Raw genomic sequence first — 20953 nt, 5'->3', positions numbered from 1 at the left:
GGCTGAACATTGGTTTCATGGACGATGTTCCTCTCATAAGTTGGTGATGAAAGAATAACATTGAAAAATGAAAGAGTCAACACTTTAATCTCATTTATTTATCATTTATGTTTCGAGCGTAAAGGAAAAGTAGATAGTATTTAGTGAGATTCTATTAAAAAAAACCACTTTATTTAGAAATATTTCAATATAGACTACTTTTTTACTTCATATAATGAATAAAAGACGAGCAGCAAATATTTATCTAACCTGCCAATCTTATTTTAGGCCTCACAGGTAAGGTTAAATCCATTTACCTGACTTATCGATCTTATTTTAGACCTCACAAGTCAGATAAAGTCGATTTATCTGACTTGTGAGGTTTATTTTTCTTCTTGCAAGTCAGATTTATCTTTCAATAGTTTTATTATCAGGTATTTAAAGAACACAACTAAGTTGAAAAAAGTTCTTTGCCAACGGTATAAGATAAAGTATTTGATTTTTATTCATATCAATTGACAGTACAAAGAAAAAGACTACTATTTGAGATGTAAAGCAAGTAGAAAATTGTTCAATGCACTCTGATTTAAAGCCGAACTCTGTTAACGACACGTTGGTGAAAAGTAAGGAGGTCAAAGAAATGAAAGTTGTCAAATTGTTATTGTTTTTTACCCATATAGTTGTCGGGATTTTTGCTGTATTGGGTGGTTGGACAGCTGTTTCAATTCCGGAAAGTCCATTTGGCATCTCAACAGACCTGTTGGCTAACTCGCCATTTGATAATTTCTTTGTTCCAGGAATTTTATTATTGGTGGCAATTGGTTTGGGTCAACTATTCAGCGCAACTTTCTTTTTCTTTCGTTCGCGTTACCAAGGTTACATCAGCGGATTTTTTGGCGGTGTGCTGGTTATATGGTTGGTGGTACAAGTCATCATGTTACAAATTATAGAGCCTGTGCATCTCATTACTTTCGGGTTTGCCATCGTGCAATTGATTTTGTCAGCGGTGCTTGTGACTAAAAGAAGACTTTTATCTGCAAATAAGGGAAGGAAACTGGTAGAGTAGAGAGTAGAGGTGTAATAAACCATTTAGATAAAAAATCAGATGAAAAAAGAAAGTATCGGTCAACATAGAACGTAAACAAACCGAAGATTTTACAATTGTCATGGAGAACGTACACTATTCTTCTCCGCAACAGTTTTTTGAAACCAAAATTTTATTTGCAGTGAAAGGTACTGCAGAAGTATCTTATGAAGGAAATAAAGTAAGGATAACATCAGGAGATACGGTATTCGTCAATCGGAATAAACGTTAGGTTGTGACGGGCGATGAAGACTGTATGTTGATTACACTAAGTATTACAAGTCACTTTTTTGCGTTGTATTACAAAAAATATTTTCAAAGTGCATTCCAGTTTTTTTCTGACGAGCACAATAGCGGGAGAGACAGAACGAGTCGGCAACTATACCATGTCTTATCCGAAATGATTATTGAAATTTACCGTGATGAGGAAAACAGTGATTTAGTTTTGCAAAGCAATATATATCAGATCATGCTGATCATGACTCGTTTCTTCAGAAAAGGTATCGCCGAATGGAGCGGAACGGAAGCCGGTGATGAGAGAGTCACTCGTATCATTCAAAAGATTGAAGAACGCTACCGCGATTCGTTGACATTGTCGGATGTAGCAGAGGAAAAATTTCTCTCAATTTCTTATTTATCACGTTACTTTAAGCAAATGACAGAAAACGAAGATGCGTACCAAATCATTCTATTTAATGAGCGCCGCTTTAACCCGCAATATTCTACAGATTAATTATTTGTATAGTCCCGTAATAAAGAACTGCATTTTCACTTAACCGGTTTGCACAAAGGAAATTACCAAATTCGTATGTTCCGCTTTGATAATGAAAATGGCGGATTATATAGAAATTGGAGAAAACTGAGTAGTTATTATGGCATTGATAATGAGATTATTGATTACATTCTGCATTTGTCTCGTCCGGCAATTGAAATGGTAGACGAATACATCGAGGATGAGTGATCATTTTCAGCTTAACTATCTAGAAACGCCATTCATTTTGTAGAAATGCGGAAAGTTATTGAGTAAAAAGAAGGGATGTAAAAATTATGACCTTTATTTTTTACATTCAATCGCTTATCCCTAAGACAGAGGTAAAAAACTAATTCGAAAATGATAAGAAGAAGCATAGTAATAAATTGCAAAAGTCCTATAATGGGTACTGTTGAAGCGAACAAGTCCTTCACAGCAATAAAATGTAACTAACACATAAGTAAAAAAACAGGAGGTAATGAATTATGGCAGAACAATCCGTAAAAACAGAATTGATGCAACGCTTAGATGAGAAAAAAGACCGTATGTTCGGAATTCGTCGTTATTTACATGCTCATCCAGAACTATCTTTTAAAGAAGATAAGACGGCTAAATACATTCAAGATTTTTATCAAGGTAAAGATTGCGTCATTCGTACAAATGTCGGCGGGAATGGAATCGTTGTAACCGTTGATAGTGGGAAACCTGGTAAAACGATCGGTATTCGTGCGGATTTTGATGCACTTCCAATTACTGAAGAGACAAACTTACCATTTGCTTCACAAAATCCTGGTGTGATGCATGCTTGCGGTCATGATGGACATACAGCTTACATGATGATCCTTGGAGAAACATTGATCGAAATGAAAGACAAACTAGAAGGTAAAGTCGTTATTCTTCACCAACACGCAGAAGAAGTGCCGCTAGGTGGAGCTGTCAGTATGATTGCAGATGGAGCATTGGATGGAGTGGATAATGTATTTGGTATCCATGTCATGTCTGAAATGGAAACAGGCAAAATTTTCTACCGACCTGGTAACGTTCAAACTGGATGTTCTTACTTTAAAATAACCATCAATGGAGTTGGAGGACATGGCTCTTCGCCTCATAAAACAAAAGACGCTATTGTTGCAGCAAGCCACTTTGTAGTTGCTTTGCAAACCATAGTCAGTCGTGCATTGAGTCCATTTGATGTGGGTTCGATCACTATCGGAAACTTTGATGGCAAAGGTTCATCCAATGTTATCAAAGATAAAGTAATTCTTGAAGGCGACGTTCGTTCTATATCTGATGAAGCACAAGAGACTATTGAAAGAGAGATTCGTGCGAAGTTAAATGGAATCAGCACTATGTTCGGTGTAACATATGATCTAGATTACAAAAACGACTGCCCAGTTTTGTACAATGATCCTGAAACGACAGAATTTGGTATCAAGGTGTTGAATAACACAGATATTCCTGAACTAACAGGTGTAGAAATGTGTGAACCACAGCCACCTTCAGAAGATTTTGCTTACTATGCGAAAGAACGTCCAAGTATGTTCTTCTACGTTGGAGCAACTCCTGAAAATGGAAAAGCATATCCTCACCACAATCCAAAATTTGATATTGATGAAAAATCACTCATGATCTCAGCAAAAGCAATGGGATCTATTGTAGTCGATTATTTGATAGGGAAGTAACATGTATGATGGAACAAGAGTTTAAAGGTGATAATAAATTAATCGCAGGTATTGTAAGGGGCATTTTGACCTTTTGGTTGTTCACACAAACGATGTTAAATATTTGACCAGACGTTCAAAATGATTTAGCCATTTCAGCTGGTGTATTGATTATTTCAGTTAGTATAACACCATTGTTCTCAGGTATGTTTATGGTTGGAGCAAGAAATCTTGCTGATCGTATCGGTCGTGTAAAAATGACCAATATAAAATGAGCTGAAATAACGCTAGCGAATTTTCATTTACCAACGTCAAATAATTTACAGCCGCCATAGTGCAATACATTGAGCTACTTTAAACGTCCTTTTACAAATAGATAAGAAAAAACTTGTTTTTATAAAATAAGTTGTGTACAATATAATTGTGCACAACCGAATTAGGAGGAAAAGAACATGGAAGGAAATCATTTTTTATTGGAAGAGCAGCTTTGTTTTTCAACTTATGCTTTATCAAAACAGTTTACCAAGTTTTATCGTCCGGTTTTAGATCCTTATTTTCTTACATATCCTCAATATGTAGCCTTACTTGCGCTTTGGGAAGAATCAAACCAAAGTGTTCAAGACTTAGGATTACGGTTGGGATTGGACAGTGGTACTTTAACACCGATGCTCAAACGAATGGAAGCAGCTGGTTACATTACTCGAAATCGTAATCCGGAAGACGAAAGAAAAGTAATGGTCTCCTTGACAGATAAAGCACGTGAGATAAAAGATGAGTTAACAAATAAGGTTTCCGACTGTTTAGATCTTCTGAATTTGGAAGAAAAAGAGTACTTTGATTTATTGGAACGCATCAATGCTTTGACTAAAACATTAGGAGGAATAAATAATGACTGAATCAAAAGTAATGTACCAAGCAAAGGCAATCAACACAGGTGGACGTGAAGGAGAAAGTCACTTACCAGATGGATCTTTCTCAGTTAAAGTGTCTACACCGAAAAAAATGGGTGGACCAGGCCAAGGCAGCAATCCAGAACAATTATTTGCTTTAGGATACAGCGCATGTTTCCATTCCGCATTAGAAGTTAAAATGAAAGAAGCAAACGTTGAAGCTAAATCGGAAGTAGCCACAGAGGTTACGTTAAACAGCGACCCAACAGATAATGGTTTTAAATTGTCTGTTGTCATGGAAGTGGCGATTGAAGGAAAGAGTCTTGAAGAAACAAAAGAGTTAGCTGAAAAAGCTCATGCATTTTGTCCTTACTCAAAAGCCGTTCAAAATAATATTGAAGTAGAAGTAAAAGCAGTAGAATTTAAATAAAAATAAAAATAAATATGCAACAGGCACCCAGCAGTTAAACAAACTGTCGGGTGCCTGTTTTTATGTGCTGTAAGTTAATTTACAATATCAAAGCCAAAGCTCCTGTCATAAGAATCAACGAAATCAAGATACTACTGGAAGATAAAAAACCAGAAAGAGAGGGTTTATTACCGTAAACGACCATGTTGATGGTGGAAACAGTCCCGATTGGTGCTAGTGCCAATAAAACTAAAGATAACCGAACAATGTCTGGTAACGGCAACACAAAGTAAAAGACTAACGCTAGTAAAATCCCTAAAGTATAGCGGGTAAACAGCAATTGAATCACTTTTCTCAAATCTATCCGAGGAATATTAAAATCCAAATAGAGCCCAATCATAAACATCGACAAGAAAGCATTTCCGCTGGCAAAAAGATCAATAACTGAGAGGACATTTTCAGGAATGGTGAAGTTGATCAGTGCTAATAGAATCATAATGATATAAGTCGAAAAAGAAGGAGAGCGGAAAAGACGGAAAATAACTTCTTTAGGACCTCTTTTTCCGCGATGTTGCCCCAACATTTTATCTGCCAACAAGGGAGTCCCGCCAAACAGCATTAAAGCATTCCCAGAATCAAAACTGCCGATAAACGGAATAGCTTCGGGAAAGAACCCTTGTACAAAAGGGATCGTGAAATTTCCGATATTATAACCAGCCTGACTAAACATCATCAAGGCCTGATCTGCTGTTTGTCTTTTTCGCCAAATCAATCCTCCAATAGTAACCAGCCCTATATTTGTTAATAACCCTAAAGCAATCATCATTATCAAGGTGCTGGTTATTTGCACCCCGTTAAAACCTAATATAATAGTGGCTGGCAATGTTAAATTTAAAATAATTTTAGAAATTGTGTGCCCATCTTTTTCTTCTAACAATCCTTTTGTTTTAAAAAGATAAGCAACTAAAATCACACTTAAGAAACTGATTGCTTGCGTAAGTACAGCACCCACTAATATTTCAACTCCTTTTTCCAGTAATAAAAACCTTTTAGAGTCATCTTACAGGAAGAAAAAGAAAATTCCTATTAGAACTTTTTGTACAATAGTTATTAAGTACAATGTTGTCTTTTGTTGGAAATCAATCGTTAGTGAAAAATAAAAAATGCACTTACTATTTGTTACTTTAACTGTTTGTTTTTTCTGGTCCAAAAAATGTATGTAAAAATATTGAAAACATTGAACTGAATGAGCTCTCTGAAAAAATTAACTATTTTTATAATATTCGTTATGTTTATTGTGATTTTTTTATTTTAAAAGACTATTTCTCCTTTATGCTTTTTCCTGTGAGCATTTTTGTTTTGGAAAAAAACACTTGTGTTACTTTTTATTTAGAAAGCGGTTTTTTTTATATTCAATTTTCTTGAATGATTACCGCCTAAGTTTGCAGGTTGTTGTTTGGGGCAAAAACTGGTCGCTATAGGTGAAAAAATAGAAGGAATAAGAATATGAGAAGAAAGTCGTACGATTACAGAAAGAAAATGGACAATAATAGAAAGATACATAGACAAAAAATTAAAAGAATGGTTGCATCTTCAGCAGTAGCGTCTGCGCTAGTTTTCCAGCCATTCGTTCCTGTTATTCAAAATGGACAGTTGATAGGATTTGCAGAAGATACAGCTTCAGCTGCGACTTTGGCGGAAGTTGGGTTGTTAAGAGATGTGGCTGTTAGTGGGAGTCTAGGAAATCTAGAAGGAACTGGTCCTTATAATTTGAATTTATCGTTAACAGGAACTGGATTAGCAGATGTTGAGTTAGTTAATCCACAAACAGTAGCGGTGTTTCACGCACCAGAATTAGCAGGAGATTTAATAGAAAACAATCCAACCGCACAAGTTAACGTAGAACTATTGCCTATTAATGCTTCTTCTATTCCAGGACTAGGAAATGCTTTAGACGGGATAACTGGCAACTTAAATTCAGTTGTTGGTGATTTAGTATCTGCAGTAGATGTCATATTAAGTAATCCCCTTACTTCGCCTCTAATAGATGTTCAAGGACTAGATGAACTTGAGGGAGCTTTAGCTGCATTAAATAATTTAGATAGTACGGTTTTTAATATTCTTGAGTACAATGCCACTGCTCCTGCTGTTGTGAATACGGAGGATGGAATTGTTACTGTCGATTTTTCTGAAGGTCTAGGAAATCATTTAAATTCAGCGGTTAATGATGTTGTAGAACCCTTACTGCAAGATGTAGCAGATGCTATTGAGAATTTAGACATTGAGTTGTTGAGTGGAACAATAAGCGTTCCGTTAGCTCCAGTTCAAGCTTTGTTACAGCCAGTGTTAGATCTAGTTAATAATATAGCAGATGGTACAACAAACTTAACTAGTGGCTTAGTTTCTGCACAAGTTATAGGTAGAACTACTGTCTCAGTAGATGTTGCAGTAGAACGAGATACTGATGCTACTGGCTTAGTTTCTATTTCCGGTTCAGCGATTAACGCGGGTACTAATGTGATTGATGCTGAGTTATTAAGCGATCTAGATGGTGTAACCCAAGTTGCATTTCCAGCAGATACGACCGCACCCGAAGTGCCAATTGTAAACGAAGTAACCAGTGAAGCAACAGAAGTCACCGGGACAGCAGAACCAGGTTCGACAGTTACAGTGAATTTGCCAGGCGGTGTAACAACGATAGGCACTACAAATGAGGAAGGCGCATTTTCTGCCCCAATTCCAGAAGGCGTGGATTTAGTTGGTGGGGAAACATTGACTGTTATAGCAACAGACGAAGCGGGAAATCCGTCAGATCCAGCAACTGTTAACGTAGTAGATACAACTGCACCAGAAACACCAACTATTGACCGAGTGACCACAGATTCGACAGTAATTACAGGGACAGCAGAACCTAATTCGAATATCACAGTGACTTTACCAAACGGTCAGAAGATAGTGGGAACGACGAATGCAGAAGGTGTGTATTCTGCTTTCATTCCAGAAGATGTGGATTTAATGGGTAATGAGACAATAACTGTTGTAGCGGCAGACGCAGCAGGTAATGGATCTGATCCAGCAACAACCGTAGTAGTAGACCTTTTAGATGAAACACCACCAGCAACTCCGGACGTAAATGAAGTAACCAGTGAAGATACCGTAATCACTGGAACAGCAGAACCGAATTCAACGATAACAGTTACGTTCCCAACTGGGGAAACATCAGAAGGAGTGACAAACGCAGGAGGAGCATTTACCGTAGCTATACCAGAAGAGGTAGATTTGGTAGGTGGCGAAGAACTTCTATTAGTAGCGACTGACGTTGCAGATAATGATTCCGACCCAACGGCAGTTACAGTCACAGATGCCACAGCACCCGCAGCACCAATAATTGATCCAGTAGGTGATGATGTGACAGAAATTACTGGAGAAACCGAACCAGGATCAGCTGTCACTGTTACCTTGCCTGATGGTGAAGAAGTTACAGGAACAACTGATGAGGATGGTAACTTTGTAGTAACACTGCCAGAAGGTACAGAACTAGAAGTAGGCGATATTCTGACAGTGATTGCGACAGATGAAGCTGGGAATGCTTCCGATGCTGTGGAAGTAACGGTAGAAGATTTATCTCTTCCAGTTATTTCAGAAATTGAAGATTTAAGTGCCTTAGAAAAACAACCTATCACAGATATTGTAGTGGAAGTTAACGAAGAGAGTGAAGTTACAACAGCTGGCTTGCCATCAGGCTTGAGTTATGATGAAGCGAGTGGGTTAATCACAGGCACACCAGTCATTGAAGAGTGGGGTACAGAAGAAGAGGAACGTCCATTTACAGTTACCGTTACAGCAATCGATCCAGCAGATAATGCAGGCACTGAGGAGTTTGTCTTAACCATTCAACGTGATACCGATGGAGACGGGATTCCTGATATAGAAGATACAGACGATGACAATGATGGTGTAAGTGACGGCGACGAAGAAGATGCAGGAACAGAACCAAAAGATGAAACAGATTTCCCGGAAGATATTGATCCAGATACCACAGCACCAATTGTTACAGCAATTGATGATATTACAGTTATAGAAGGGCTGGATATTGAAGACATTGGGGTAGAAACGGATGATGAAACTAGTGTAGTCACAGTAGATGGCTTACCAGCAGGTTTAGACTTTGATGCAGAAACGGATAGAATTTTTGGAGCTCCTGTAATTGAAGATTGGGAAGCAGATGAAGAAGAACGGACAGTCGATGTTAGTGTTGCCGCTATGGATCATTCTGGAAACGAGTCAGAAGCTGAAGAGTTTGCCATTACGATCCAACGTGACACAGATCGCGATGGGATTCCAGACAGTGAAGATGAAGATGATGATGGAGACGGATTTACTGATGAGGAAGAAATCGAAAATGGAACAGATCCAAAAGATGAAACAGACTTCCCAGATGTTATTGCACCAGATGCACCAGTTATTGAAGGTGTAACTAGTGAAGATACTGAAGTAGCAGGATCGGCAGAACCAAATTCAGAAGTCATTGTTACTTTACCAAATGGAGATACAGTGACTGGTATAACAGATGAGAATGGTAATTTTGTAGTAGTATTACCTGAAGACCTAGATTTAACGGGCGGAGAAGTATTAGAAGTAGTGGTAGTTGATGAAGCTGGCAACACTTCTGAGGTAACACCAATTACAGTCAGTGACATGACTGCTCCAATTATTGTAGAAGTCGAAGATCAAACAGTTGTGGAAGGTTTACCAATTGAAGACATCGAAGTCGTCGTAGAAAATCCAGGTGAAGAAGAAACACCATCTGTAGTCTCAGAATTACAGGCCTTCAGTTTGATTCAACCATTTGCAGCACCTATACAATCAGTAGGAGTTGTTGACTTGCCAGATGGAGTTTCATTTGACCCAGAAACTATGGTGATTAGTGGTACTCCGGTTGTGAGTGACTGGGCAGCTGATGAGGAAGAGCGTGACTTTGTAGCAACAGTTGTTGCTAGAGATGCAGCGGGGAATGAAGCTGCAGATACGTTTACGATCACTGTCCAACGCGATACGGATGGAGATGGAGATCCGGATGTGACGGATCCAGATGACGACAATGATGGAGCAACTGATGAAGAAGAAATCGAAGCAGGAACAGATCCAAAAGATGAGACAGATGTTCCAGAAGATGTAGATATGGTAGCTCCAGTAATTTCAATTATTGAAGATCTGACAGCTATAGAAAATCAACCTATTGAAGATATTTTGGTAGAAGTTAATGAACCAAGTGCAGTAGTCGTAGATGGTTTGCCTTCAGGAGTTTCATTTGATGAAGAAACAGGGCTTATCAGTGGGGCTCCCGCGATTGGAGATTGGGCTGCAGGAGAAGAAGAGCGTGGATTTGAAGTAACAGTCACAGCAACGGATGCAGCAGGTAATGAATCGTCTGAAACGTTCGCATTTGTGGTGCAACGCGATACAGATGAAGATGGTGATCCAGATGTAACGGATCCAGACGATGACAATGATGGAGCAATCGATGAGGAAGAAGAGCAAGCCGGAACGGATCCGAGAGATGATAATGATACTTCAGATAATACAAATGGTGGTATCAATGATCCATCTGATGGCAATAATCAAGGTGGAGACAATGGTTCTTTCAGTGGAGATGGTCAAGACCAAGCTACACTTCCACAAACAGGGGAATCTCAAAACATCTTCACTATGATCAGCGGATTTGTAATGGCCTCTCTTGGTGCAGTAATGCTAGCATTGAAAAAGAAAAAAGGGTTGAACAAAAAGAAATAAAGTCAGTAGATAGTATGATAACTTAATGCAAATACAATCAGGAGGCAAAACTCAGGAATTAAACCACCTTGTTTTGTCTCCAAATTGTTATTTTATGGCAGAAGTGAAAGTAAGTGAGCGTGAATATGAAAAAGAGGACAGAGAAGAAAAAAAATAAGAAGCAGTGGCTCAATGGAGTATGGATTATTTTACTAATTGTCGGACTATTGTTGATATTTAGCGGCCCTATTAAGAATTGGATGATCTCTAATGGTTCGCAATCATTAACGGTTGACTCGATCGATGCTAGTACTATAGAAGAAAATTATCAAAAAGATGCAGATTTTGAGTTTGATGAGGTCCAAATGCTGGATTTAGAAACAGCAGCTCTAGCCCAATTCAATAGCGACCAAATCAATGTCCTTGGCGGGATTAGTATACCTAGTGTAGGACTCAATTTGCCTATTGGAAAAGGAACTTCTTCCTACACCTTAGCTTTGACAGCGGGGACGATGAAAGAGGAGCAAGTCATGGGTGAAGGAAACTATGCTTTAGCAGGACACTATATGGAGCGTTCTGATCTACTGTTTAAGCCGTTATATAGAGTGGAGTTAGGAGACGCGGTATATTTGACCGATCTTAGTTTCATCTATGAATACGAAGTAGCAGAACAACGTATGATTGAAGCGACTGAAGTCAGTGTGTTGAATGATGTTTCAGGTGAAACAACGCTCACATTGATTACGTGTGATGAAGATGGTGTAGCTCGATTATTAACGGTAGCTGATTTTGTTCAAAAAGTTCCCGTGGAAGAGGCTTCTGCTGAAATGATAGCGGCTTTTGATTTAGACTTGAGCATTCGTTCTCGCTAATAGGGAAAAAATCCTACTAACTGAAATATACTAATACAAAAAGCTTCTCGAAAATGTACACTCCCGAAACTATGAATGATTTGATTCAATAGTGGGAGTGTATTTTTTTCTATTTATTTGGCAACCCTGCTGTCATCTAAGCCTCCACTCATACTTACTAAGGTCTGTGTAATCTGTTGCCTTACTTATGGAACTCAAAATCAGTACGACAAGTCAGGTAACTCTTCGTTACCTGACTTGTGGAGGTGAAAATTTAGAGTATAAGTCAGGTTTCTCTCTTTTACCTGACTTATGAGCACCAGAATATTTCCGACAAGTCAGGTAAAGACCCTGCATCTTGTATCTTGCTGTTGCTCTGAATTTCAGATCTGCGCTAATCTTAGATGTTGACAATAAGAAAAGGCAAAAGCAACAGTTTACCAATAAAAAAGAATGTCACGCTTTCGCTCCTTTAAGAAAGCGTAATATTCTTTTTTATTTAGGCTGGTAAAAATCATTTGTTGTTCTAGTGTCATTTGTGCGCATATAGTCTAGCCCATGATAGTAAAAAAGATTTTCTTGTATTTAAAGGAATGGAAGGGGAATCATTGATTTGTTGGGTTATTTATATGAAAAAAGACTTGCATCAGGAAATAAAAAGGTGCATAATATTTGTTAGTGACCTAACAGTTCGGAACCTAACAGTTCGGAACCTAACAGTTCGGAACCTAACTAGATAAAATGAACTATTTTTGATGATTAAAGGGAATATAAATGAATTTAGTGGAGGGGGGAGGAAAGTGAGAGAATTTCAAAATTTCGTTAGTTTCTCACTGCAAGCTACCAGTCATCAAGTCAAATGGCTAATGGCTGCGAGGATGTCAGCTATTTTAGATGATAACAGTAATATGATGCAATCTAGGATTGTTGGTTATATATACAATAACAAGGAAGAAGACATTTTCCAAAAAGATATAGAAGAGTTGCTGAAAATTCGACGTTCTACTGCGACAGGTATCTTGAATACGTTAGAAAAAAAGGGACTGATTCATCGGGTTCCTGTTAACTATGATGCTCGTCTAAAAAAATTGGTGATCACTCCAGCTGGGATTATATTTTCAGAAAAAGCTGTAAAATGTATTCATGATGTTGAAAGCCAAGTACGTTCTGGTTTAACTGAAGAAGAAATAGAAGCTTTTTTTAATACATTGAATAAAATAAAAAAAAATATCGAGGATATTGAATAAGAAGTAAGGGAGTTTATATATGATACAGTTGTTAAAATACTTAAAAGCTAAAGATTGGGGAATCGTCTTTATGATTTTCCTGTTTATTGTTGGTCAAGTCTTTTTGGATTTGAAATTACCAGATTATATGTCTGAAATCACTGTTATGGTTCAAACACCAGGTAGTGAAACCAGCGATATTATCCAAACAGGTGGCTACATGATGTTATGTGCCCTAGGAAGTTTGATCGCTGCTATTATTGTGAGCTTTTTTGCCACTAGACTAGCTGCTTCTTTTGCAAAAAATTTAAGAGAAAGATTGTTTGATCAAGTAGAAGGTTTTTCAATGGAAGAAATTAATGGATTTTCAACTTCCAGCTTAATTACTCGTTCAACAAACGATATCACCCAAGTTCAAATGTTTATTGCAATGGGAATGCAAATTCTGTTCAAAGCTCCTATTATGGCTATTTGGGCACTCACTAAGATTTCCAATAAAAACTGGCAATGGACAGCTGCAACAGGAATTACAGTAGTGGCTTTGCTAGCTGTTATTGGAGTTGTAATTGCGTTGGCTCTTCCACGCTTCAAACGTATCCAAACATTAACGGATAATTTGACAGCAGTAACGCGTGAAAACTTGACGGGTATTCGTGTTGTCCGTGCCTATAATGCTGAAGACCATGAAGAAAGTAAATTTGAGACAGCGAATACGGCCTTGAATAAAAATTACTTATTTACGACTCGTACAATGGCTTTAATGGCACCAAGTATGACAGCTGCAATGAATGGATTAAGTTTGGCAATTTATTGGATTGGTGCGTATTTGATTAATGATACGCTGGATATGATGGCGCGCATCACAATTTTTAGTGATATGGTCGTCTTTTCATCTTATGCGATTCAAGTAGTCATGTCATTTGTGATGTTGACTTTTATTTTTATTCTTTTACCAAGAGCGCAAGTTTCTGCTAACCGGATCAATGAAGTATTGACTACCGCTTCATCAATCAATGATGGAACAGTTACAGAAGGAAAAGCGCATTTAGAAGGTGAAGTTGAATTCCGCGGGGTAAGTTTTAAATACCCTGATGCTTCTGAATATGTAATTAAAGATATCAACTTTGTAGCGCATAAAGGAGATACAGTTGCCTTTATTGGATCAACAGGTAGCGGAAAGAGTACGATTTTGAATCTTATACCTCGTTTTTATGATTCAACAGAAGGAGAAATTTTGGTGGATGGCGTAAACGTTAAAGAGTATACGCAAGAAGCTTTACGCAATAAAATCGGATATGTTCCGCAAAAATCTGTCTTGTTCAGCGGCACAATTACATCGAATGTGGCATTTGGAGACAATGGTAAAGGTTCTATCTCAAAAGAGGCTGTTAAGCATGCAATCAATGTAGCCAAAGGGACTGATTTTGTTGAAAAAACAACCGATACGTATGAAGGTCATGTGGCTCAAGGTGGAAACAACTTCTCAGGTGGTCAAAAACAACGTTTGGCCATTGCTAGAGCGATTGCTCGTGATCCAGAGATTTTTATTTTCGATGATTCATTCTCTGCTTTGGACTACAAAACAGACCGCGAATTGCGTTCTCAATTGAAAGAAGAAGCAGGACATGTAACGAACTTGATGGTTGGTCAACGAATCGGAACCATTAAAGATGCTGACACGATCATTGTATTAGATGAAGGTCGCGTTGTTGGAAAAGGAACACATCAAGAATTGCTGGCTACATGCGAAGTCTACCGCGAAATCGCTTATTCTCAGCTATCAGAGGAGGAACTTGCAAATGAGTAAACATGCTGGCAAAGTATCAGGTATGAAACCTAAAAACACAAAACAAACGTACAAAAAACTCCTTGCTTATATCCGTGCATATTTACCCGTAGTGGTATTTGCGCTAGTATTGGCTATGGGGGCAGCGATCATTTCATTAGTTGGTCCGCACAAGATCAGTGAAATTACAGACTTGATCACAGCTGGACTAGCCGGCGAATTGGATATTGCTGCCATCGAAAAAATCGGATTTCTATTAGTAACGCTGTATGTAATTAGTTTTGTCATCAATTATGTTCAAGGGTTTATTATGGCCACGATCACACAACGGGTATCTAAAAAGCTCAGAACAGATATTTCTGAAAAAATCAATCGTCTGCCGTTAAGCTATTTTGACGGACACAGCATTGGTGATGTCTTGAGTCGTGTGACGAATGACGTCGATATGATCAGCCAAACGATGAACCAAAGTATCAGTTCATTGGTAACAGCTTCAACAATGTTTGTTGGTTCATTGGTTATGATGCTCATCACAAATGTACCAATGGCATTAGCTGCTGTTGTTTCAACTTTGATTGGGTTCGGTTTAATGATTTTGATCGTTAGACATTCTCAACAATTTTTTGGAGCTCAACAAAAAGCTCTAGGTGCCGTTAATGGTCATGTAGAAGAAATTTATTCTGGACACAATGTCGTTAAAGCTTACAATGCTGAACGCGGAGCTAAAGAAACATTTGATCAAATCAACGACGACTTGTATCAAAGTGCTTGGAAATCTCAATTCTTTTCAGGTATCATGATGCCGTTGATGAACTTTATCGGGAACTTCGGTTATGTAGTAGTGAGTATCTTAGGAGCAAGTTTGGCATTGAATGGTCACATTACTTTTGGTGTCATCGTAGCCTTTATGATGTACATTCGTTTATTTACGCAACCTCTATCTCAATTTGCACAAGCGGCTACTAGTCTTCAATCAACAGCTGCAGCTAGTGAACGTGTTTTTGATTTTCTAGGTGAAGATGAATTAGGAGAAGAAACCAACAGTACAGCTCAATTGACAAATGTTCGTGGAGATGTTGAATTTGACCATGTTCACTTTGGTTATACATCGGATAAAACCATCATCAATGACTTCTCAGTAGACATCAAAGCTGGACAAAAAGTGGCTATTGTTGGACCGACCGGAGCTGGGAAAACAACAGTTGTCAACTTATTGATGCGTTTCTACGAAGTGAATAGCGGAGCCATCAAAATAGATGGTATCCCTACTACGCAGATGACCCGCGAAATGGTTCATGATCAATTCTGTATGGTTCTGCAAGATACATGGATCTTTGAAGGAACAGTACGCGACAATATCGTTTATAACGTAAAAGGGGTAACCGATGAACAAGTGGAAGCTGCTTGTAAAGCAGTAGGAATTGATCACTTTATCCATACTCTTCCACATGGTTACGATACTGTATTGGATGATCAAACCAGCTTATCTGCTGGTCAAAAACAATTGATCACGATCGCTCGTGCTATGGTCAAAGATGCTCCGTTATTGATCTTAGATGAAGCAACCAGCTCAGTGGATACACGTACAGAAGTACTGATCCAACAAGCTATGGATAAATTGATGATCGGCCGTACGTCATTTGTTATCGCACACCGTTTGTCTACGATCAGAAACTCTGACGTTATTTTAGTGATGGACAATGGAGATATCATTGAAAAAGGAAACCATGAAGAATTATTGGCAAATGGCGGATTCTACGCTAACTTGTACAATAGTCAGTTTGAAGAAGCTTAAGACAGTTCGGCAGTCGCTGAATAAATAAAACATCATTTGAACAGCACTCCCTGAGTTATTTGCAGAGAGTGCTGTTTTTTTGTATAGCAAAATGAGTTAACATAATATTGTTCGTAGACTTTTTTTTCAAGAGTATCGAAGTTAGTACTGATTCTTTTAAAATGTACTACTGTGGTTTATCGTACCCATAAAATAACCATTCCTTTATCGATTTAGTAATGTTACTCTTTAATTAGTGTTAAAAAGCTTAATTATTCAGGGGGGATAATATGTTTCGAATGGATAAAATCAATGAATTATCAGAAACAGATATGATAATTTATAAATTTATTCTGCAAAATTTGGATAAAGTTCAATTTATGCGGGTAATAGACCTGGCAGAAGCTACGCATGTTTCCAATGCTTCAATCACTAGATTTATTCGAAAAATGGGATATGATTCTTTCGCTGAATTTAGAGTTAAGATGAAAGAGGAAGTTAAACAAAATGAACAAGAAGAGTTAAATAATTTAACAAACAGCATTTATCCTGAATAATTCATACTTCTAAAATTTATCTGTAAAAGTTATTTTTTTCATCTGTCCATCCCAATTAACTTACTTTTTTATTCATTAAAGGATGGAAAAAGTTAAAATAGGTAAAACGATGAGCTGAATGATAGGGTATTACTTAATTTTGGCCGCACGAACTCCCTGAAAGAAATGAATTTTTTAAAATTCATTTGGATGGTCACCAACAGAGTTGTTGTATTTTTTCTAACAACTGATAGAAACTATCTTGAAAGACATGAGTCGTGCTCAGTTTTAATAGCAATCTACGGCTACTTCGTACCAATTTTCCTGCTACTTTAAATAAATGCAAGCGGAGAGTATCAATTTGAAGTGTCGCTTCTTTTGCCGATAAACAAAGTGTTCGCATAAAGTTAACGATATTGTAAGCCAATAGGCTTATCATCATACGAGCATGATTTTCCAGAAAAGTTGAGCTATCGGTTTTATCAAAATAGAATCCATTCTTTGCTTCTTTAATAAAGTTCTCCATCGTACCGCGATTTTGATAGGTATAAAATATGTTTTCAGCGGATAAATTTTCTGAACAATTGGTGATCACATATTCATGACGAAAAATCAGCTCTCCTGCTTCTCTAGTTGATTTGATGCAAACCCGACGTTCTTGTGACCAACTTTTTGCTCGATAAGACGTAGAATAGTAGTGAACTTCTTTTCTTCCCAATGATGATCATCGCCAATTAAAATGAATGATTCTGCTAACTTTGCTAGTTGAGCATTGGCTTTCAGACGAATCACATAAAAGCTTTCGTTCAATTCACAAGTTTCATATACTTCTAGTGTCGCAAAGCCGCTGTCTCCACGCACAAGAATCGTTGTGCAAGGAAGTTGCTGGCTGTAATGATTGAGTAAAGGCCTTAGAAAATCCCTTACACCGTTTGATGTATAAACATTTCCAGAACGAAGTTCTGCCTTTAAAAAGTCGCCCGTTAGCCCATCAAAAGCAACTAAGGGGTGGTAACCGTTTGTTTGATAGTGGGCATTATAGTTCGTTCCTTCTTGATTTCCAAAAGTATCCGAATGAGTAGAATCCAAATCAATGATTATCTCTGTTGTGTTTCGCTTCAATCGTACTTTATCAATCAAAGCTTGATTCAAATCTTGGAATTGACGGATCGTTTTTTCATCTATTCGGTCCCAGAAACGTGAAAGAGAAGGTTGTGAAGCAGCTGTTTCTTTATTTAAAATAAGTTGGAAGATGGGATCTTCCTTCAATAATTTAGCTGATGAATCTGCAGCGTAGCCAGAGATCAGTTGGAAAAGAAGTTGTTCTAGTAAGGAGATATTGTCGTGTCTCCAGTAAGTCCGGTCATCTTTGATTTGAAGAAGGCTTTTGGCCAATTCTAAAAATCCAAGTGAGTCCATAAATTCTTTTACTAAAATCAATCCGGCATCTGTTGAAAGATTACCACCAGTGTTGGAAACTGTTAGTTTAGGATTGAAATTTATCCGTTTTTCCTGTAATGTAGCCATTGAGAGAACCCCTTTCATGGTTTAGTTTAGTCACTTTAACCATAACAGATTGGGGTTCTTTTTGTACACCCAAAGGGTGTTGTAAAATATGTGAAATAATGGCTTCACTGTAAGGTTTTAGATAGCTTTCAGAAAAACTATGAATTATTTAGGTATTAGTCGTATTTTTCTTTAAAAAAGACCTTGAATGAGTAAAATTAGGGATGCACGATTCTATTTAATTTCATATATGTAACCCCACTTTACAACTTTTTAAGTAATAGAAGACACAAAAGTACAAACAACTATGACTTTTTTGTCTACTAGATTCGAGGAAAAAAACAACAAAAACGGGAGTTGTTTGTTAGGAACCCATTATACCAAAAGGGATTCACAATCCATAGCTTGAGAAACTATTGTTCACCATAATTTACCAGGATTCCCCAGCCTATTATTGTATTTGTCGTTACTTATTATTAATTATACCAAAGATATTTCTTTTTTATAAAAGCATTCAAATGAGTATGATTGTTTTTTTTAGTTGTTTTCTGTCCCAGGATCAGCGTATTGTTTGACGTAAAACCACAATAGGAATAAACTTATGATGTTTAAAAATATAGGAGGGAATAGACAATGAGACATACAAACGGGAATTATGAAGCATTTGCAAAAAGTCGTAAGCCAGATGGTATCGAAGAAAAAAGCGCTTATATCGTCGGTGCTGGGTTGGCAGGTTTAGCAGCGGCTGTTTTCTTGATTCGAGATGGTCATATGGAAGGTAAACGTGTTCACATTTTTGAGGAACTATCCCTTTCAGGTGGTTCATTAGATGGAACCTTTATTCCACATGATGGTTTTGTTACTCGCGGAGGACGTGAAATGGAAAATCATTTTGAGTGTTTGTGGGATCTTTTTCGTTCTGTTCCCTCACTTGAAGTGAAAGATGCATCCGTTTTAGATGAATTTTATTGGCTAGATCATGATGATCCCAACTCTTCTAACTGTCGAATTATCCATAATCGCGGAGAACGGGCAGATGATGATGGCCAATTTACGTTATCAAAAAAAGCACAAAAAGAGTTAGTTGAATTATTCATGACTTCTGAAAATCAATTGATTGGCAAAAAAATTGAAGATGTCTTTGGCGATGAATTTTTTGAATCAAATTTCTGGTTATATTGGTGTACAATGTTCGCTTTTGAAAAATGGCATTCTGCAATCGAGATGAGGCGCTACGTAATGCGCTTTATTCATCATATTAAAGGATTACCTGATTTTTCTGCATTAAAGTTCACTCGTTATAATCAATATGAGTCATTAGTTAAACCTTTAATCACGTTCTTAAAAGATCAAGACGTCGACTTCCAATATGAAACGAAAATTAATAATATTCAGGTTGATATTGATCACGAAACCAAAGTTGCGCGCACTATTTTGTTAACAAAGGAAGAAAAAACACAAGAAATTTCCTTATCTGAAAACGATCTTGTTTTTGTTACAAATGGATCAATCACAGAAAGTTCCACTCAAGGAGACCATAATACACCTGCACCAATAACTCATGAATTAGGTGGAAGCTGGAATCTTTGGAAAAACTTAGCTAAACAATCTTCAGAATTTGGACATCCAGAAGTATTCTATGAAAATCTTCCAGCTGAAAGTTGGTATATTTCAGCAACAGTAACTTGGGAAAACTTCGATATTGAACCCTATATTTCACGATTAACGAAGAGAAAATTGCGGACAGGAAAAGTCGTTACCGGTGGCATAATCACTATTAAGGATTCAAACTGGTTAATGAGCTTTGCAATACACCGTCAACCACATTTTAAAGGACAAAATGATCAACAAACAATAATGTGGGTCTATGGCTTGTTATCAAATAAACCAGGAAATTATATAAAAAAACCAATCGAACAATGTTCCGGTCAAGAAATTGTTCAAGAATTAATGTATCATCTTGGTGTACCAGAAGAAGATATTCAAGTGTTATCTGAAACTTCTTGTACAGTAATTCCAGTTTATATGCCCTATATTACTTCATACTTTATGTTAAGAGCACCAGGAGATCGTCCTTTAGTAATCCCAAACGGATCAAAAAACTTGGCATTCATTGGAAACTTTGCAGAAACAGAACGTGATACAGTATTTACTACTGAATATTCTGTCAGAACAGCTATGGAGGCTGTTTATCAATTATTAAATATTGAACGTGGTGTTCCTGAAGTTTTTGATTCTGCATATGATATTCGTACACTTGCCAATGCTGTATATTATTTAACAGATAAGAAGAAACTTACGAAAACGGAGCTTCCGTTTGTAGAGCGGAAATTGATAGAAACTTTTGTTAAGAAGACCAAAAATACGTATATTGAAGATGTTTTGAAAGAATCAGATCTTCTTTAGCATTGAAACCATACAAATAAATAAAATTTAACAACATTGAAAAGTAGGTAGATATAGAGACATGGCTGGGGAATATTGTCCCAGCCATGTCTCTATATTGCTCAAAAAAACATAAAGGTAACAATAAAATGAAACATTATCCATTGCAAGGAATTAAAGCTAGAAAAATAATCGACAATTCAATAAATTATTGGAAATTTTTTCAATTAGCTAAATAAATTTAACTTCAATAATTTTACCAAATGCTTTAGTGATATCATTCATGGTTATAAAAGTAACAAGCATATTTCTTTTTTTAATCCGTGCAATTGTAGACTGGGAC

At 37.2% G+C, this 20953-nt stretch carries 15 protein-coding genes and 1 pseudogene; 14 read left to right on the top strand and 2 right to left on the bottom strand.

What is annotated here, in order from left to right; genetic code table 11:
- Positions 1 to 619: 619 nt before the first annotated feature.
- From ACEN36_RS08590 to ACEN36_RS08560, 7 genes are all read left to right on the top strand, one after another.
- Positions 620 to 1045: a hypothetical protein gene (locus ACEN36_RS08590; protein WP_407096058.1), complete on the top strand. Its 426-nt coding sequence runs from the start codon at positions 620 to 622 to the stop codon at positions 1043 to 1045.
- A gap of 100 nt (positions 1046 to 1145) precedes the next feature.
- Positions 1146 to 1295, top strand: a complete 150-nt coding sequence (locus tag ACEN36_RS08585) for a hypothetical protein (protein ID WP_407096057.1) — start codon at positions 1146 to 1148, stop codon at positions 1293 to 1295.
- Positions 1296 to 1319: 24 nt separating this feature from the next.
- Positions 1320 to 1796 carry a hypothetical protein gene (locus ACEN36_RS08580; protein ID WP_407126376.1) on the top strand — a complete coding sequence of 159 codons (477 nt, stop codon included), beginning with the start codon at positions 1320 to 1322 and terminating at the stop codon, positions 1794 to 1796.
- A 75-nt stretch (positions 1797 to 1871) separates the two neighbouring features.
- Positions 1872 to 2024: a hypothetical protein gene (locus ACEN36_RS08575; protein WP_407096055.1), complete on the top strand. Its 153-nt coding sequence runs from the start codon at positions 1872 to 1874 to the stop codon at positions 2022 to 2024.
- Between the two features lie 275 nt (positions 2025 to 2299).
- A complete protein-coding gene (locus ACEN36_RS08570) occupies positions 2300 to 3496 on the top strand; it encodes an amidohydrolase (protein ID WP_407126375.1) in 1197 nt (398 codons plus the stop codon).
- Positions 3497 to 3927: 431 nt separating this feature from the next.
- A complete protein-coding gene (locus ACEN36_RS08565; RefSeq protein ID WP_407126374.1) occupies positions 3928 to 4371 on the top strand; it encodes a MarR family winged helix-turn-helix transcriptional regulator in 444 nt (147 codons plus the stop codon).
- Positions 4364 to 4795, top strand: a complete 432-nt coding sequence (locus ACEN36_RS08560) for an organic hydroperoxide resistance protein (protein WP_407096053.1) — start codon at positions 4364 to 4366, stop codon at positions 4793 to 4795. Before ACEN36_RS08565 ends, ACEN36_RS08560 begins: the two co-directional genes overlap by 8 nt.
- Positions 4796 to 4874: 79 nt before the next feature.
- Here ACEN36_RS08560 and ACEN36_RS08555 read toward each other — a convergent pair whose 3' ends face one another.
- Positions 4875 to 5786 carry an AEC family transporter gene (locus ACEN36_RS08555; protein ID WP_407096052.1) on the bottom strand — a complete coding sequence of 304 codons (912 nt, stop codon included), beginning with the start codon at positions 5784 to 5786 and terminating at the stop codon, positions 4875 to 4877.
- Between the two features lie 494 nt (positions 5787 to 6280).
- Here ACEN36_RS08555 and ACEN36_RS08550 point away from each other — a divergent pair, with 494 nt between their 5' ends.
- From ACEN36_RS08550 to ACEN36_RS08525, 6 genes are all read left to right on the top strand, one after another.
- Complete coding sequence (locus tag ACEN36_RS08550; protein WP_407126373.1) at positions 6281 to 10567, top strand: Ig-like domain-containing protein; 4287 nt, start codon at positions 6281 to 6283, stop codon at positions 10565 to 10567.
- A gap of 125 nt (positions 10568 to 10692) precedes the next feature.
- The gene (locus ACEN36_RS08545; protein ID WP_407096049.1) at positions 10693 to 11418 is read left to right on the top strand and encodes a class A sortase; all 726 of its coding nucleotides are present in this window, start codon (positions 10693 to 10695) and stop codon (positions 11416 to 11418) included.
- Between the two features lie 779 nt (positions 11419 to 12197).
- Positions 12198 to 12644, top strand: a complete 447-nt coding sequence (locus ACEN36_RS08540; protein ID WP_407126372.1) for a MarR family winged helix-turn-helix transcriptional regulator — start codon at positions 12198 to 12200, stop codon at positions 12642 to 12644.
- 19 nt (positions 12645 to 12663) lie between these two features.
- Positions 12664 to 14430, top strand: coding sequence for an ABC transporter ATP-binding protein (locus ACEN36_RS08535; protein WP_407096047.1), 1767 nt, complete (start codon positions 12664 to 12666; stop codon positions 14428 to 14430).
- Between the two features lie 22 nt (positions 14431 to 14452).
- Positions 14453 to 16204 carry an ABC transporter ATP-binding protein gene (locus ACEN36_RS08530; protein WP_407126392.1) on the top strand — a complete coding sequence of 584 codons (1752 nt, stop codon included), beginning with the start codon at positions 14453 to 14455 and terminating at the stop codon, positions 16202 to 16204.
- Positions 16205 to 16473: 269 nt separating this feature from the next.
- On the top strand, positions 16474 to 16740 hold the full coding sequence (locus tag ACEN36_RS08525; protein WP_407102457.1) for a MurR/RpiR family transcriptional regulator: 267 nt from the start codon (positions 16474 to 16476) through the stop codon (positions 16738 to 16740).
- Positions 16741 to 16933: 193 nt separating this feature from the next.
- Here ACEN36_RS08525 and ACEN36_RS08520 read toward each other — a convergent pair.
- Positions 16934 to 18246: pseudogene (locus ACEN36_RS08520) on the bottom strand (IS1380 family transposase).
- Positions 18247 to 18858: 612 nt separating this feature from the next.
- Between ACEN36_RS08520 and ACEN36_RS08515 the strand changes: the two are divergent.
- Complete coding sequence (locus ACEN36_RS08515) at positions 18859 to 20631, top strand: oleate hydratase (RefSeq protein ID WP_379902795.1); 1773 nt, start codon at positions 18859 to 18861, stop codon at positions 20629 to 20631.
- Positions 20632 to 20953 lie beyond the last annotated feature (322 nt).

The sequence above is a fragment of the Desemzia sp. FAM 23989 genome, assembly GCF_045528345.1.
Taxonomy (GTDB): domain Bacteria; phylum Bacillota; class Bacilli; order Lactobacillales; family Carnobacteriaceae; genus Desemzia.
The sequence above is the reverse complement of the archived record's forward strand: the minus strand, read 5'-3'. Positions and strand labels throughout refer to the sequence as shown.